The 14,031-nt window shown below is 42.7% G+C and carries 11 protein-coding genes and 1 pseudogene; 7 read left to right on the top strand and 5 right to left on the bottom strand.

Features of this window, described 5'->3' with window-relative positions:
- Positions 1-54: 54 nt before the first annotated feature.
- Positions 55-1,209, bottom strand: a complete 1,155-nt coding sequence (locus tag AC0L6N_RS11310; RefSeq protein WP_473474700.1) for an aromatic ring-hydroxylating oxygenase subunit alpha — start codon at positions 1,207-1,209, stop codon at positions 55-57.
- A gap of 1,311 nt (positions 1,210-2,520) precedes the next feature.
- On the opposite strand from AC0L6N_RS11310, the gene AC0L6N_RS11305 reads away from it, so the two are divergent.
- The 3 genes from AC0L6N_RS11305 (at position 2,521) to AC0L6N_RS11295 (ending at position 4,732) form a co-directional block, all read left to right on the top strand.
- Entirely contained in the window at positions 2,521-3,018 is a 498-nt protein-coding gene (locus AC0L6N_RS11305; RefSeq protein ID WP_473474699.1) for a DUF4365 domain-containing protein, read from the top strand.
- A complete protein-coding gene (locus AC0L6N_RS11300) occupies positions 3,018-4,169 on the top strand; it encodes a hypothetical protein (protein ID WP_473474698.1) in 1,152 nt (383 codons plus the stop codon). The genes AC0L6N_RS11305 and AC0L6N_RS11300 overlap by 1 nt, the downstream gene beginning before the upstream one ends.
- 122 nt (positions 4,170-4,291) lie before the next feature.
- Positions 4,292-4,732 (top strand): hypothetical protein, encoded by a 441-nt coding sequence (locus tag AC0L6N_RS11295; RefSeq protein WP_473474697.1) that lies wholly within the window; start codon positions 4,292-4,294, stop codon positions 4,730-4,732.
- A 207-nt stretch (positions 4,733-4,939) separates the two neighbouring features.
- Here AC0L6N_RS11295 and AC0L6N_RS11290 read toward each other — a convergent pair whose 3' ends face one another.
- The gene (locus AC0L6N_RS11290) at positions 4,940-5,809 is read right to left on the bottom strand and encodes an MYG1 family protein (protein WP_473481315.1); all 870 of its coding nucleotides are present in this window, start codon (positions 5,807-5,809) and stop codon (positions 4,940-4,942) included.
- A 332-nt stretch (positions 5,810-6,141) separates the two neighbouring features.
- A complete protein-coding gene (locus AC0L6N_RS11285) occupies positions 6,142-6,747 on the bottom strand; it encodes a short chain dehydrogenase (protein WP_473474696.1) in 606 nt (201 codons plus the stop codon).
- A gap of 163 nt (positions 6,748-6,910) precedes the next feature.
- Here AC0L6N_RS11285 and AC0L6N_RS11280 point away from each other — a divergent pair, with 163 nt between their 5' ends.
- Positions 6,911-7,792: a LysR family transcriptional regulator gene (locus AC0L6N_RS11280; protein WP_473474695.1), complete on the top strand. Its 882-nt coding sequence runs from the start codon at positions 6,911-6,913 to the stop codon at positions 7,790-7,792.
- 102 nt (positions 7,793-7,894) lie between these two features.
- Here AC0L6N_RS11280 and AC0L6N_RS11275 read toward each other — a convergent pair whose 3' ends face one another.
- On the bottom strand, positions 7,895-8,614 hold the full coding sequence (locus tag AC0L6N_RS11275; RefSeq protein ID WP_473474694.1) for a hypothetical protein: 720 nt from the start codon (positions 8,612-8,614) through the stop codon (positions 7,895-7,897).
- A gap of 424 nt (positions 8,615-9,038) precedes the next feature.
- Positions 9,039-9,908, bottom strand: coding sequence for an EamA family transporter (locus AC0L6N_RS11270; protein ID WP_473474693.1), 870 nt, complete (start codon positions 9,906-9,908; stop codon positions 9,039-9,041).
- 1,251 nt (positions 9,909-11,159) lie between these two features.
- On the opposite strand from AC0L6N_RS11270, the gene AC0L6N_RS11265 reads away from it, so the two are divergent.
- The 3 genes and pseudogenes from AC0L6N_RS11265 to AC0L6N_RS11255 all read left to right on the top strand — a co-directional run bounded on the left by AC0L6N_RS11265 (position 11,160) and on the right by AC0L6N_RS11255 (position 13,991).
- Positions 11,160-12,221, top strand: a complete 1,062-nt coding sequence (locus AC0L6N_RS11265) for a serine hydrolase domain-containing protein (protein ID WP_473474692.1) — start codon at positions 11,160-11,162, stop codon at positions 12,219-12,221.
- 250 nt (positions 12,222-12,471) lie between these two features.
- A pseudogene (locus tag AC0L6N_RS11260) lies at positions 12,472-12,981 on the top strand (DUF6265 family protein).
- A 518-nt stretch (positions 12,982-13,499) separates the two neighbouring features.
- Entirely contained in the window at positions 13,500-13,991 is a 492-nt protein-coding gene (locus AC0L6N_RS11255) for a rod shape-determining protein (RefSeq protein ID WP_473474691.1), read from the top strand.
- Positions 13,992-14,031 lie beyond the last annotated feature (40 nt).

The raw sequence follows: 14,031 nt of genomic DNA, 5'->3' as shown, positions 1-14,031 counted from the left end.
CAATCTGCTAGGTTTATTTGATAGCCAGTGGCGTTTCCAATTAATCACTTACGTTTAGCCTTTTGCTTTACTCACTCGCTCAAATTCTTTTGCAAGGTGGGTATGAAGGCGCACAATCGCGCTCTCAAATAAGCCAAATTCTAAAAATTCATTTGCTTCGCTTGCCAGTCCCTTTTGAGCGGATAGCACTATCTGCAAATCTTCAACCGCACCTTTAGCAGCGAACTCTTGACCTTCTGAAATAGCATTAAGCCTTGCGGTGTCATGCTCGCCAATCGCGCTGATAAGGTAGGTATGTTGCTCTGTTGTTGCCTCATCAATAGGCTCAAGCACATTGACTTGCATACATCCTGGAAAGGTTGAAATAACCACATTGGGAAACAGGTGATAAACGTAGGTAAGTCGCCCATCAACTGAGATGTCAGATGCCTTGTTATGCCTTAACCCCTCTATTGCTTGATAGGGAAATGTTACGCGGCTATTCTCCCCAAAGGCTTCGATCACCGTGAGGTTGTCGTATTGCACGGGGAAAAACGTGCGTTTGTGTGTTTGGCGAATATGGTAACCCTCAAGAGAGCTTTCTAGATAAAGCTTCCAATTTGCTTTGACTACCTGACGGGGTGAATTTAATAAACGGTAATGCTCAGGAATAAGGTGAGGAATAGGCGCTATATCTTGCTCTATATTTGCTTGCGGGTTTTGGTTAATAAATACCAAGCCATTGCTCTCGAAACAGGCCACCTCAACAAGTCCACGTGTTGCTTTATCAACATCTGGAAACCCATCTTCATGGGGAATACTTAGCAGGCTCCCGTTAAGCTTGTATGCCCAACCATGATAGGGGCAAACCAATGCACGAGCACAGCCTTGGCCATCAGCGAGTTTAACGCCTCGGTGACGGCAGGCATTTCTAAAGGCACGAACAACGCCGTCCAATCCGCGTACAGCAATCAAAGGCACGGTGGCTGCGTCACGGGCAACATAGTCCCCCATTTTGGCGAGTGCGCTTGAGGGGCAAAAAACGATGCTCCGGCTTTGCAAAATATCAAGCTCTGCCTCAAGTCGCGCTTTCGAGCGGTAATTAGCTGTGGGCTCCCGCCAGCTTTGCTTGCCTTGATCGGTTGTGCCGTTGTCGATATGTGCGAAAATTCTTTGCACGACTTCTATATCAGTGAGTAGTGTTTTTTGATCATTGGTATTGACGGGCATATTTTCTCGCAAGCTGAAGAAACAATACTGTTCAAAAATAAAACAAAAAAGGGGCATTGCGAAGTCAGCGGTTTTTATACGTGGTAATCAGGGGGGGTTATATAACTAAGGGAGCATCTTTGTTATTTATGTACTTCGTGCACTTTTATGGGCTTTGCCCACGTTATGCACTTCGTGCACTTTTATGGGCTTTGCCCACGTTATGCACTTCGTGCACTTTTATGGGCTGCGCCCACGTTATGCACTTCGTGCACTTTTATGGGCTTTGCCCACGTTATGCACTGCGTGCACTTCTATGGGCTTCGCCCACGTAATGCACTTCGTGCACTTCTATGGGCTTCGCCCACGTTATGCACTTCGTGCACTTTTATGGGCTGCGCCCACGTTATGCACTTCGTGCACTTTTATGGGCTTTGCCCACGTTATGCACTGCGTGCACTTCTATGGGCTTCGCCCACGTAATGCACTTCGTGCACTTCTATGGGCTTCGCCCACGTTATGCACTGCGTGCACTTATGAGCTTCGCTCACGTCATCCATGACGCTTTTTCAAACGGAATCCATTCCGTTCAACTTACTTTTCTTCAACAGCTAAGAAAAGTAAGCAAAAGAAGCCGGTCTCCAACAAACTTTCTTAACCGCTAAAAGTAACGGCTTTAATGTCAGAACGGCGTGAGGAAACATCCCTATAAAGCAACACGCCTTGACCAGACGTCCCTGTCTGGCCATCTGACAAGCCGTCACTTCTATCGGGAAAGTTTGAGTCGCGTATAAATCAAAAGCAGTAAGAAGTAACCAAGACAAATTGGTCGGGAACCATTTTGAACTTACGAAGTAAGGCTTGAAAGGCAAAATACAGGACGTATTTTGTAAAGGCCGCTCTCCAGCAAGTTTCTATTCCTGCGCGTCTTGCCTCACTCTGGTCGTGAAAACGCGTTCCCGACGCAGCTTTCACTTGAATGACATCCATGTCATTCATCCAGCGTTAGCCTTCGATGCTCGGGAAACTTGAGTCGGCATAAAAGACAAAAGCAAAGCAGCGACGTTGTCGCCGGAGCATGGGCTTCGCTTAGTTTTGAGCAGAAAATAATTCTCACTTTCTTCGACGATTCCGGTAAACAGCAAGATCTTGGAAGTTTTCCGTGTTTCTACAAGAACAAGTTCTATACATGGAAAAATTTTAACCTGTACAACAAGTTAGAGTGTATGTTAAAAAAGACAGATAAGGAAAGACGGAAAATTTTTGTGATTAAATGCGGAATTTTTCCGACTATCAATCTTGTTAGGTTTCGAGATGAGTATTTGAGGTACTATGGATAAGAACCAAAAAAAGGACTTGTTTAGCCGAGCATATGTGAAGGCAGTTGCTGCTCAGCTCGGTTTTAGATCATCGATTCCCGATGTTGATGATGATAGTGTTGATCTAATACTCCAAGGGAAAGGTTTCACTTCTGGTATCAGAAACCCTCAAATTGAAGTGCAATTAAAGTGTACATCCCAAGATAATGGAAACAATGAACACTTAAAATTTGTACTACCTATCAAAAACTATAATGACCTAAGAGGTAAAGGGTTGCTTTGTCCTCGCTACCTGTTTGTTCTAGTTGTGCCCGACGATGTGCAAGAATGGATGTTCCATGAAAATACTCATACTACAATAATGCGCTATTGTTATTGGGTTTCACTTATGGACAGCCCTGACACATCAAACAGTACAAATATTACAATTGAAATTCCTAGGAAAAATCTTTTAACCTCCGACAGCTTGCTAGCACTGATGGAGTCGGCAAGCATAAGGGGGGCAGCATAATGAATATGGGATTTAAAAAGGCTCTTGAATCCATTACACCTGATTTGATGCAAAGCTACCTCGAAAGCCAAAACTGGATTAAAGATGGAAATATCTCCAATCAAGCGAACATCTGGCACCGAGAGAACGATGAGTCATATAGCCATGAAGTGATTCAGCCAAGTGATTCGAACATTAGGAGTTACGAGCAGCGATTAATCGAAGCTTTCAAATCTATCGCTGAGTTTGAGAATAGAGATATTTCATCTGTAGTTGATGACATGTTAAATTTTAGCTCAGACCTCATTAAGGTTCGAGTGATACACCCAGATGTTGAGGGGGGAACCATTCCTTTAGAGGACGGGGTTCTATTGGTAGAGCGATCTCGTGATTTATTAATAGCATCTACCTTGTCAACTTTTAACAAGCGGAAGGTGTTCAGCGGCAGCCGTTCTCAAGATGTCCAAAATTTTCTAAGTAAGTTGAAGCTCGGACAAACAGAAATTGGGAGTTACGTCGTCAATCTAATTTCTCCTATTGAGATTAACACCGAACCACAGCAAGATGGCTGTGATAGCTCCTTGGCAAGATCCGTATCAGTTAATTTGGCTAGAAGTCTTACTGCTATTTCAGAGGCAGTAGATAAATATGCCGACTCGAAAAGTATATTCGACTTTGAAGAAACTGTAGGGAACGGCGTTAGTGCAAACCTTTGTGATGCATTAGTTGGTTTAAGTGGGCGAACGAAAGCAAGACGTTTTTCCATAAAGATTAAAACTGGTGGTCTAGAAGCAGAGCCTATCCATTTCGCAAATGAATACGAGTTTTCACAACAGTCTATTCCTTATTTAGAAGCAGCTTCAGAATATTTAAAAGGGCGATATACGGTTAAAAACTTCGAAGTTTCTGGTTTAGTTAGTGTTTTGAAACACCTTCCAAACGATGATTATGGTCAAATAATCGTGAAGGCTATAGTCAAAGGAAAATCTAAATCAATAACAATTCAACTACCGCTGGATGACTATTGGCGGGCCTTTGATGCTCATAAAACAGGTAATGAAATATCTTGTTGTGGGACATTAAATGTTTCCCCTAAGTCGGCCCAATTACTTGAACCTTCAGGTTTTGAAGTGATCAATAGTTCGGGAGGCATTTTTGACAATAAAACCTAATAAACACATCATGTTCATTCGCTTCGCTTATTGGGTCGCATACTCGCTTGCTAGCGCTTAGCGCAAGTATAGCCAGCAAGCCTACGCCCCATATGTGAAGCGTTAGATATACAGAGGACGTAATGAGTAAATATTTATCAATCGCATCAATAATCACGGTATTAAGTGGTTGTGCTATGTTCCCTCAGACAGAGAGTGAACTGATTACAAATGGGAATAAAAGTGAGCCATTATGCTTTTCAGAACCCAAAGAAGTAGTCGAAGCACGTATAAAAGGCTACTTGGCTAAGTGCTTCAAGCCTGATTTTGTTTTTACTTCTGGCGTTTCTGGTTATAACTTAATCCATAGAGTTAAAGAGTCTAAAACTGGGCAATCAACTATTTACAATGTTTACACACCATCTGGAAGTGCCACTGGATATTTTCTAAATGTGAAAATTGATCAAAGTGATAAAAATTGCACAACCACAGTAAATGTTGTCGGTTTAAATGTATTTTGGGAAAAAGAGTTCGATAAAATCACTGATGCGGTAGCTGGTAAATCGCCAAGCTGCTCAATGTAAGTATGCCTAATTGATAAAATTACAAAGACACCCATGATAAAAATCGTGAATTTTAGAAAGTAGCAGGACAGGCATGGTAACTAGCTTCATAACTAACTGATTGTGAGGATTACTTGGTGAAGGTAACCTTGGCTGCGCTTCTGCATCGGCGGCCAATATTTTAGCTTAAAGCAGGGCAACAGCTTTATGCGTTGCCCCTTTGGGGCTTCATTCTTGTAGGGCGAGTTCGGCCAATTTCATTGTGCTTCCGAATGATGCGGTGCCGGCTATGAATAAGCCGTTGTGACAGAACATGGCGTCTTCTATGCCTGTTTCTGCTTGTAGCTCTGCATCTGATAAGCCTGCCCATGGTTTGGGTAGAGATTTTCTGTCTTCGAATGAGCCGGGTTCTACGGGTACGGTTTGGATCATCCATTGCCCTGATTGTGACGGGTAGACCATATACAAAGCTTGCTCTGATAGGGCGTGAACCGTCTTCTTCCATGGGGTGTATTTTTCTAGCACGATCACTCTTGGATCTTGTGCGTTTTTTATTGCTTCGGCGACGATGGCTTTTGCGTTTAACCCACCGCTGGCCGCTGCTATTGCGCGTGCTAATACGCGCGCTGCGAAATCAACCGCTTCGTTAAAGCCGCTATCAAAATCACCTTCTTCTTGCCATGTTGGGTTGAACATTGAAATGGTTTGGCTAAGGCTAATGCCTTCAGCGACCCCTTTAACATGGCCGCAGTCGATGGCGTCAATGGTGGATACCAGACCGGCATCAATCGCGTTGGCTAGCTCTTGATTGTTCTCGCATATGGCGAGGCCGTATTTCTGCCAAATCAAACCAAATGACGAGTAGGGCACGCCATTGTCGCGCTCGCCCGCACCACCGCGTTGGTGATGATCGAAACGGTCTGTTGCTGCATCGTGTTCGCCGCCTACATCAATTACCACATCTGCCTTGGCGATAGTGTCTTTATCACGGGTGCGGATGAGGGTAAACGTAGGGAAAACGCTTTTAAAAGCTGCGACACTGAATACATCGTCAGCATGAAAATTGCCGCTGTGAGTTACTACTATTTTATCATTCATCATTTTTTGTCATTTTACCGAGGAAAGGGAAGGCGTTGTCAGATACAGGTTGAGGCTAAACGGCTTAACACGTTTTTATTCATACAAGTAAAAATACGACGGGGATTCTATACGAAAGCACGCACATTAACAGGGGAGTCATGGCACTTTATCTTGTGAGTTTATCAAGTTAGCTACAGAGATTATCAATGAGGTCGGAGGAATTACCGACAATGGCTGTTTGCTGGGGGATTTTACAATACGGCGATTGTGTATAAATGTTTAAGTATGCAGTGCAAATAGGGCACTCAACACTGTAAAAGTGCGTTGAATGCCTTTTAAGTACTTACAGCTTAGGCATCGACGACGATGACTTCTCCTGTGATGAAGCCGTCTACTGAGCGTTCGAACGCTTTGCCGACCAATTCGCTTGATACGGGCTGAAAGCCTGGCATCATTTCACCGTAAACATCCCATGCTTCTGCAAGTACCGTTGGGTTGACCACGTTGATACGGGTGTTTCGTGGCATTTCCAGTGATACGATTTTAGCAAAGGTATCAATGGCGCCGCTGGTGGTGGCATCGGCAATCGCAAAGGGAATGGGCTTTTTATTCAAAATGCCGCTGATTAGGGTGAACGAGCCGCTGTCAGCGATGTATTCTTGCCCAATGCGAACTAGGTTGATTTGGCCCATCATTTTGCTCATCACTGTGGTCATCCACTGTGCTTCTGTCATCTCACCGAAGGTTGCGTACTCACACACACCAACTGTGTTCACAACTGCATCAAAGTGACCTACTTTTTCATACAGCTCACTAATGGACGCTTCGCTAGTGATATCCACTATGTGATCAACGTCGCCAGAGCGCCCAGCAGTGATAACGTTGTGTTTACCAAGCCCGGTTAATGCTGCTTGCCCCATTTTGCCCAATGCACCAATTAAAATTACTGTTTTCATTTGTCTCTCCGGTTGTGTTTAGTCATTTGATGGCAGGATATTAGTGACTATTCACAACAAGTAGAAACAACGATTTTTTGTTAGTGATACAGGATAAATTGGTTAAGTGTTAGCATGCTACCGGTATTTAGATAAAACGCGAACTGCTTGACCGAGGAATAATATGAGCAAAATAGACAGGTTAGATATTAAACAACTCAGGATTTTTCAGGCGCTGATACGCGAGAAAAATGCGTCAAAAGCGGCCAGTCAACTGGGCTTAACCCAACAAGCGGTAAGCGAACAGTTAAAGAAGCTACGCGATGTGTTCGACGACAGGTTGTTCCTGCGAAAAACCAACGGCTTTATTCCTACACCACTGGCGGAACAACTTTCCGTTGATATCGATAAACTGTTGAACGGTTTTCAGGCACTGTTATCGCCAAAAGTGTTTAACCCAAAAACCATCAGTGGTGAGTATGTTATTTCCGCTACGGATTACGCGCAACAGGTTGTATTGCCTAGCTTAATTGCAAAACTTAGAGTTGAGTCGCCAAATCTGAAAATTATCGTTCGGGACTTTGAAATAGACACACTCCATGACTTAATGCTAAGCGGCAAAGTGAACTTGGCGATTGCCTTTCCTGATTATATCCCTGATAGCTACCCCATCATCAACTTGTTTGAAGAGCACCATGTTTGTGTGGCATCTCGCCATGCTTCTATCGCGACGCAAAGCCCATCGCTGGCTGAGGTGGCAAGCTACCCAAGTATTATTGCGTCACCTTCACGGCCGAACTTTAAAGGCTCAATTGATGACTGGTTTAAAGGGTTTGGTTTAACACGCAATGTGGTGGTGTCAGCCCCGTGCTTTTCCATTGTGCCCATGTATTTGAACACCACAGACTCCATCGCCTTTTTGCCCTCAAGAGCAATTAAGGGCCTCGATTTAGTCGAAATTGAACTTGAGCACTCCCCTGAGCCATTCGATGTTATTGCTGCTTGGCATCCCAGATACAATGACGAGCCACTGCAAAAATGGATTATCTCGAAGTTGATGCCCTAAAACCGCGGGTCATATTAAGTTATTAGCACGAAGACAATGCTGTTATAGATTATGCATAAAAAACCTCGGATATAGCCGAGGTTCATATCAAGACAAAACTAACTAAGCTCGCTTTCTACGTGAAAATCCGAGACCAATTAAACCTAAGCCCAACAGAGAAAGCGAAAATGGCGTTGGAACAGATGAAGTAGGATCTGAACCATTTGGATCACCCGGTTCGTCAATGAAAAAATTATCTAACCCCATACCAACTGCCGTACTGAATTCGTCATTAGTAAATGAAAACCAAGAAATATCAGTAAACAAAGAGTTACCGGCATCTATAGTTATAAGGGGGTCAGGGCCACTACCAAGACCCCAATTATCAGGTGTGATATTGAAAATACTGGACGCTTTAGAGGTGTTGACGGAGACCCGCTCGTTTCCTGTAGAGAAGCCGCCGCCATTGCTGGTATTTGTGCTTACCCTGAACCCCCCTAAATCGAAGGTAGTACCATCTTCTTTAGATACCTTGACTTCACTAACTTCGCCAAACGGACCATCTGCCCAGTGCCAATGAACCACATCATTACCAGTACTATAATAATCACCAATTATGGATGCAAAAGGCGCAGGGGTACTGTCAAAAATAAATTCAAACTTGAATCCACTTTCAACGTAATAGCTTATATCTTGGTATGAAGCTGAATTGTTAGTTACTAATGGTGTACCGGAATTTGTGTAGGCGGTTCCGCCAGTGAAATTAATTAGAGCTGCTGAAACGTTACTGCTTAATACGGTCAAAATAGCCATTGCTACAATATTTTTCTTTTCCATAAACATGTTAAATCCTTAATAGTTATATTTTTGGTTAATTTTTTTAAAATTAAACGATATAGCTATGACTCAAACTTTAGCTGCTTGTTACAACTGCTGATATAGTCAAGAATTCCTCTAAATGGTTGAGTGTTAAGCGTCTAGCGCAACGCATAACTCATGCCAGCATCTAAATGTCTTTGATATTTATAAATAAAATTATATGGACTGATCGTTGATGTAAATTAACCAGACATTCGCTGCTTACTAACGGCGCAAAGTAATCAATAATTAGTTTGACTAACAGCAGGGCTTCCAAGGTGGAAACGTGCTTTAGTCCTGGCCATGAACAGCGCAGACTTTAAGGAGAAACAGCCTTGAGCGAGTAACAGACTTGAGCACGGAATCCTCCTAGCACGCAACAGTCTTGCGTTGTGCATTCGCGCAACGACTACACGCCCATATCGACCGCTTTTTTAGGGGTAAAGCTACTGCCGATCGACGCGACAATCACCAAGGCAATAGCAGCCCATTGCAACAGGCTCAAGTGCTCGCCCAAAATAGCCAACCCCGCCAAGGCCGCAATGGCGGGCTCTAAACTCATGAGTACGCTAAACGCTTGTGTCGGCATATTTCTAAGAGCGACCATTTCCAAAGAGTAGGGTAGAGCGCTAGATAACACTCCCACCAATAATCCTAGAGGCAGTACTTCCCAGCTAAATAAGGCTAAGCCTTGGGTCACCGCGCCAACGGGGACCAGCATAATGGCTGCCACCGTCATGCCTAAAGCGACAGTGATGCCACCAGACGCTTGTTTCCCTGTACGGGTGCCAAATAAAATATAACCTGCCCAGCATGCACCAGCACCTAGTGCCATTAGCGCGCCGGTAAGGTCGAGGCCCTGTGCGCTGGATAAATCAGGCATTAGCAGTACGATCCCCGCTATGGCGCAAGCGACCCACAATAGGTCACTTTTTCGTTTAGATGAAAACAAAGCCACAGCCAGCGGGCCGGTGAATTCAAGGGCAACTGCAATCCCTAAGGGAATACGTTCAATCGCCAAGTAGAACAGAATATTCATACCGCCTAAGCACAGGCCGTAAACAATAATGCTGCGCCAATCTCGCCCCTGAGGGAGTGCTCGCCATGGACGAAATACTAACCAAAGTACCGCAGCAGCAAATCCCAAACGCAGTGCCGTGGTGCCTTCTGGGCCAACGATAGGGAAAAGCTGCTTGGCTAAAGACGCACCAGACTGAATAGTCACCATAGCGAGTAATACACTGCCCACAGCAGTTAGAAGTACACGATTGATTTGCATCGAGAAACTACCCAAAAAGAATTAATAATCGAAGTGGCGGCATTCTACCTGATGAAATGGGAATTCACACTTTATGGGCTTCGCTTATTTATCGCCTTCGGCTATCAGAGCATACGCTTTGCGTACTTATGCGCTTCGCTCACGTCATGCACTGCGTGCACCTCATGTGCTTCGCTCACATTATGCACTGCGTGCACCTCATGTGCTTCGCTCACGTTATGCACTGCGTGCACTTATGCGCTTCGCTCACGTCATGCACTTCGTGCATCAGCATCCATGCTGGGTATGACAGACCATCCATGGTCAGCCAGTCACTTTTTCAAAAGACGACAAAGTAACCAAAAAGTCTGTTGCTCCAACAAACTTTCTCCACCGCCAAAAGTAACGGCTTTAATGTCAGAGCGGCGTGAGGAAACATCCCTGTAAAGCAACACGCCTTGTCCAGACGTCCATGTCTGGTCATCTGACAAACCGTTACTTTGAACGGGAAAGTTTGAGTCACGTGAAAATCAAAAGCAGCGACTTTGTCGCAAAAGCATGCGCTGGGCGCACGAAATGCATTAACAGGAGGAATTAACAGGACAGCCATGTTAATTATTGGGAATTAACAGGACAGCCATGTTAATTATTAGACTGATGTTTTGACTGGCCATCTAACAAGCTGTTACTTCTATCGGGAAAGTTTGAGTCACGTACAAATCAAAAGCAGTGACTTTGTGGCCAACTCATTGGTTTTTGTTTGTGGTTCCCCCTATGTGCAAGATCGAGGTGTTTAGTCGTATTTCCCCAAGTCTTTATGTCATCTCGTCAAAAAAATTAGAATTTACAGCGACTTAGTAAACATGCTAGAAATAGGGAATAATAATACGCAGTGAATAAGCGTGTTTGAACAAGGCAAATGCCGACTGATTAAACTGTTGTGTTTTAGGAAGTGAATTAAAGCTCAAACATGAAAATGTGTAAAAAATGTAGTTCTATAATTTCGCCAAAAGAAGTTCGAGTACCATCAAACTATTCTTACTTTGTATGCCCTGTATGTAATACAAAAGTTACAGGATACCCCTTGGGAAAAGTAATTATGGTAGTTGTCGTAAGTACAATTATGATTTTAGTATTGTCAGCTACTAATTAACATTAGGTCATGGCTTTAAAACATACTAACCAAGTCATGGGAAAACCACTCGCTGGGTTACGCCCAAAACGCGTCGTATTTCCAGTTATATTAGCGGTCAAATTCCACAAGGTAGCCTGGTGTATACATTAATTATAATAATTCTTTTATCTGTGCCTTTTACCACACTTGCCAATACAATGAAAACTCACGATGAACTGTCTACAGCTTTAGAAAAAATTCGGATAAAAAATGATATCCCTTCTATGTCCGTCGCAATCATTACGTCAGGTGAAATAACGTATATTAAAGGTTTCGGTTTTCTAGATAAGAAGCAGAAAAAAGCTACGACGGGAGAATCATTATTTCGTATCGCTTCAATTTCTAAGTTGTTTACTGCTCAAGCAGTAATGCAGCTAGTCGAGAAAAATAAAATTGAGTTAAATGAAAAAGTAGGACGATATTTACCCAGCTTTAAAGAGAGTAACATTACAATTAAGCAGCTACTTACTCACTCTTCAGGGATTAGCGATACGATTAAACCTGTAGGTTTTGAAAAGCAAAGAACAGTCGATTCCTATTTAGACTTAGTCAAACGGTCTTTACCAGAAAACAGTGAAAGTCATGATTTTGAATATAGTGACACTAACTTTAATGTTTTAGGAGCACTCATAAGCACTGTTTCAGTAGATAGTTATGAAAAGTATATTTATAACAATATTTTGAAGCCCAGCACTATGAAAAAAAGTGGCTATTTCAATAGTGAAAGTGCATATTTTTCTGAAACGAAACCAACATACAAAGGCAAGTTATTGGATAAAGCTGATCAGAGGCCTTATGACCTATCATTTAATCCCAGCGAAGGCCTTATTTCAAACGTAAATGATCTAAGTCAGTGGCTTAAATTGACACTTTCTGGTGATCCCTCTCTTTTGCAAGCGCAAACTTATAAAGAGATGTTAAAGCCCCAAGTCAAAACTGCTTGGGGTGAAATATATATGGGGTTGGGTTGGCAAGTGTATAACCATTCAAACGACATAATTGCTAGGCATCCAGGAAGCATTCGAGGCTATAAGTCACTTATCCTTACTTACCCTGACAGCAAAAATGCGCTGATACTCCTTACTAATTCAAGCAACACACCTCGATGGGAAATTGCAAAATTAATTACAAAAATTTTAAAACAAAATACACAGTGGTAGTGGAGCTTAGCAGGCTGTTAGAGCGGGACAAATTGCAGTTGACTGTTTCGGCTTCGCTACGCACTCCAGTCAACGAATATTTAACAGCAACGAATAATTAACAGGACAGGAATAATTAACAGGACAGGCATGTTAATAATTTCGGCGTTTTGAGCCGCGAAAAACAACAAAACCCATTCCAAAGTAGAAAGACTATACTTTTGCCGACAGCGAAATTTGATGTAAATACGCACTATACAAGGGATAAAAAATGATAAAGAAAAGTCTGCTTTGTTTGCTTATGCTGATTTGCTTTAATGGAATAGCACAAGGCAAATTCCCGAACCTGATGTTCTTAGATGATAAGCAGCAATCACCTCGCGCAGATCTTAGTGCGGTGAATTGGCTGGCAGGCCATTGGCGTGGTGAAGCCTTTGGTGGGCTTATTGAAGAGATATGGTCGCCCCCTCTTAGTGGCAGCATGATGGGCGCATTCAAGCTGGTGGTTGAAGGCCAAGTACAGTTCTACGAAATTGAAACCCTATCAGAGGTCAACGACACACTCATATTCAAATTAAAACATTTCAACAAAGACTTAACCGGTTAGGAAGAGAAAGACAATACAGTGGATTTTGCGTTAGTCAAAGTGATGAAAAACAAGGTGTACTTCAACGGCTTAACCCTTGAGCGTGTTAGCGACAATGAAATGAATATTTATGTGGCCATTGAAGACAGCGGCAACACCACAGAGGAAAAGTTTTCGTATAAACGGGTGAGGTAAAAAGGAGTCAGAGTAAATCTGTCACTGACTCTATTGATTACATGAATAAGTCTAAACAGAATCTGCCAGCTCTGATTTACAAGACTCAATCAAATCTGACAGTCTCATATGTGCCAATAGCGGTCGTTATAGACCTAAAATATTAATGACAGCTCTGTACGTAAAGCGGAAGTTGGCACTAAAAAAGTTGACTGACGTCAATGAGCGATCAGGAGTCCCTCGACTGATTCTACCCTTCTGAATTCAGTAAAATAGCGACTAAAAAATTTTTGATTATTTAGGCGTAAACCCCTGTTTGAATATACAAGTTAAAGGGCTTTCCCATATATTCAGGAAAACGACCCAATCGCTCGTTTTTGTTCTTATCATTTTATCCAGATCGCCAGTTTTCCTTTATATAGCAATATGATAGTTAGTTTGGTATTAATAGCGGAAGTATAAAAGTGAGCGATGCGTCGGCAGAAAAACGCGCAAATCGCGCTATATTAAATTGTTAAATGGCTCGGAGGCCCGCAGTTTTGTTTAACCTTATAAGAAGCTACTTTTCAAAAGACTTATTAATTGAATTAAGTGAAACTCAAATTTCAGTAAAGGAGTTTTCGAGTCAGTCTTCATTTGAAATAGAGCCATATATTGCAATCGAAAGTACCGATAAAGGCGATGTAATTAAAGCAATTGGTGTAGAGGCCAAATCTATAGTAGCTCCTAATACTAAAGTTCTTAATCCTTTCAAACACTCTAGATCTTTTATCGCTGACTTTATGTGTGCCGAAAAAGTATTGCTACATTGCGTTTATGCAATTCATAAATCGAGGCTGCGAAGCGCCCCTAGGCTTGTTATTCATCAGCTCGAAAAAACTGATGGTGGGTTAACGGACATTGAAGATAGAGTACTAAGAGAGTTGGCACTTGGTGCTGGCGCTAGGGAAGTAGTTATATATTTAGGTCCTAGATTAAACATTAAGATTGAGACATATGAGAAAGTTAAAACTAGAGTAAGCGCCACTTAACAAGTGCCTCAATTCGCTCTCAAGCTCGCTCGGACAATTA

It is taken from the genome of Paraglaciecola sp. G1-13 (genome assembly GCF_055809255.1).
Note: the sequence above shows the minus strand (reverse complement) of the source record. Positions and strands in the feature narration are given on the sequence as shown.

Bases quoted from the DNA above. Each gene is read 5' to 3' on its own strand.
- AC0L6N_RS11310 (WP_473474700.1), bottom strand. From the start codon at position 1,209: ATGCCCGTCAATACCAATGATCAAAAAACACTACTCACTGATATAGAA.
- AC0L6N_RS11305 (WP_473474699.1), top strand. From the start codon at position 2,521: ATGGATAAGAACCAAAAAAAGGACTTGTTTAGCCGAGCATATGTGAAG.
- AC0L6N_RS11300 (WP_473474698.1), top strand. From the start codon at position 3,018: ATGAATATGGGATTTAAAAAGGCTCTTGAATCCATTACACCTGATTTG.
- AC0L6N_RS11295 (WP_473474697.1), top strand. From the start codon at position 4,292: ATGAGTAAATATTTATCAATCGCATCAATAATCACGGTATTAAGTGGT.
- AC0L6N_RS11290 (WP_473481315.1), bottom strand. From the start codon at position 5,809: ATGAATGATAAAATAGTAGTAACTCACAGCGGCAATTTTCATGCTGAC.
- AC0L6N_RS11285 (WP_473474696.1), bottom strand. From the start codon at position 6,747: ATGAAAACAGTAATTTTAATTGGTGCATTGGGCAAAATGGGGCAAGCA.
- AC0L6N_RS11280 (WP_473474695.1), top strand. From the start codon at position 6,911: ATGAGCAAAATAGACAGGTTAGATATTAAACAACTCAGGATTTTTCAG.
- AC0L6N_RS11275 (WP_473474694.1), bottom strand. From the start codon at position 8,614: ATGTTTATGGAAAAGAAAAATATTGTAGCAATGGCTATTTTGACCGTA.
- AC0L6N_RS11270 (WP_473474693.1), bottom strand. From the start codon at position 9,908: ATGCAAATCAATCGTGTACTTCTAACTGCTGTGGGCAGTGTATTACTC.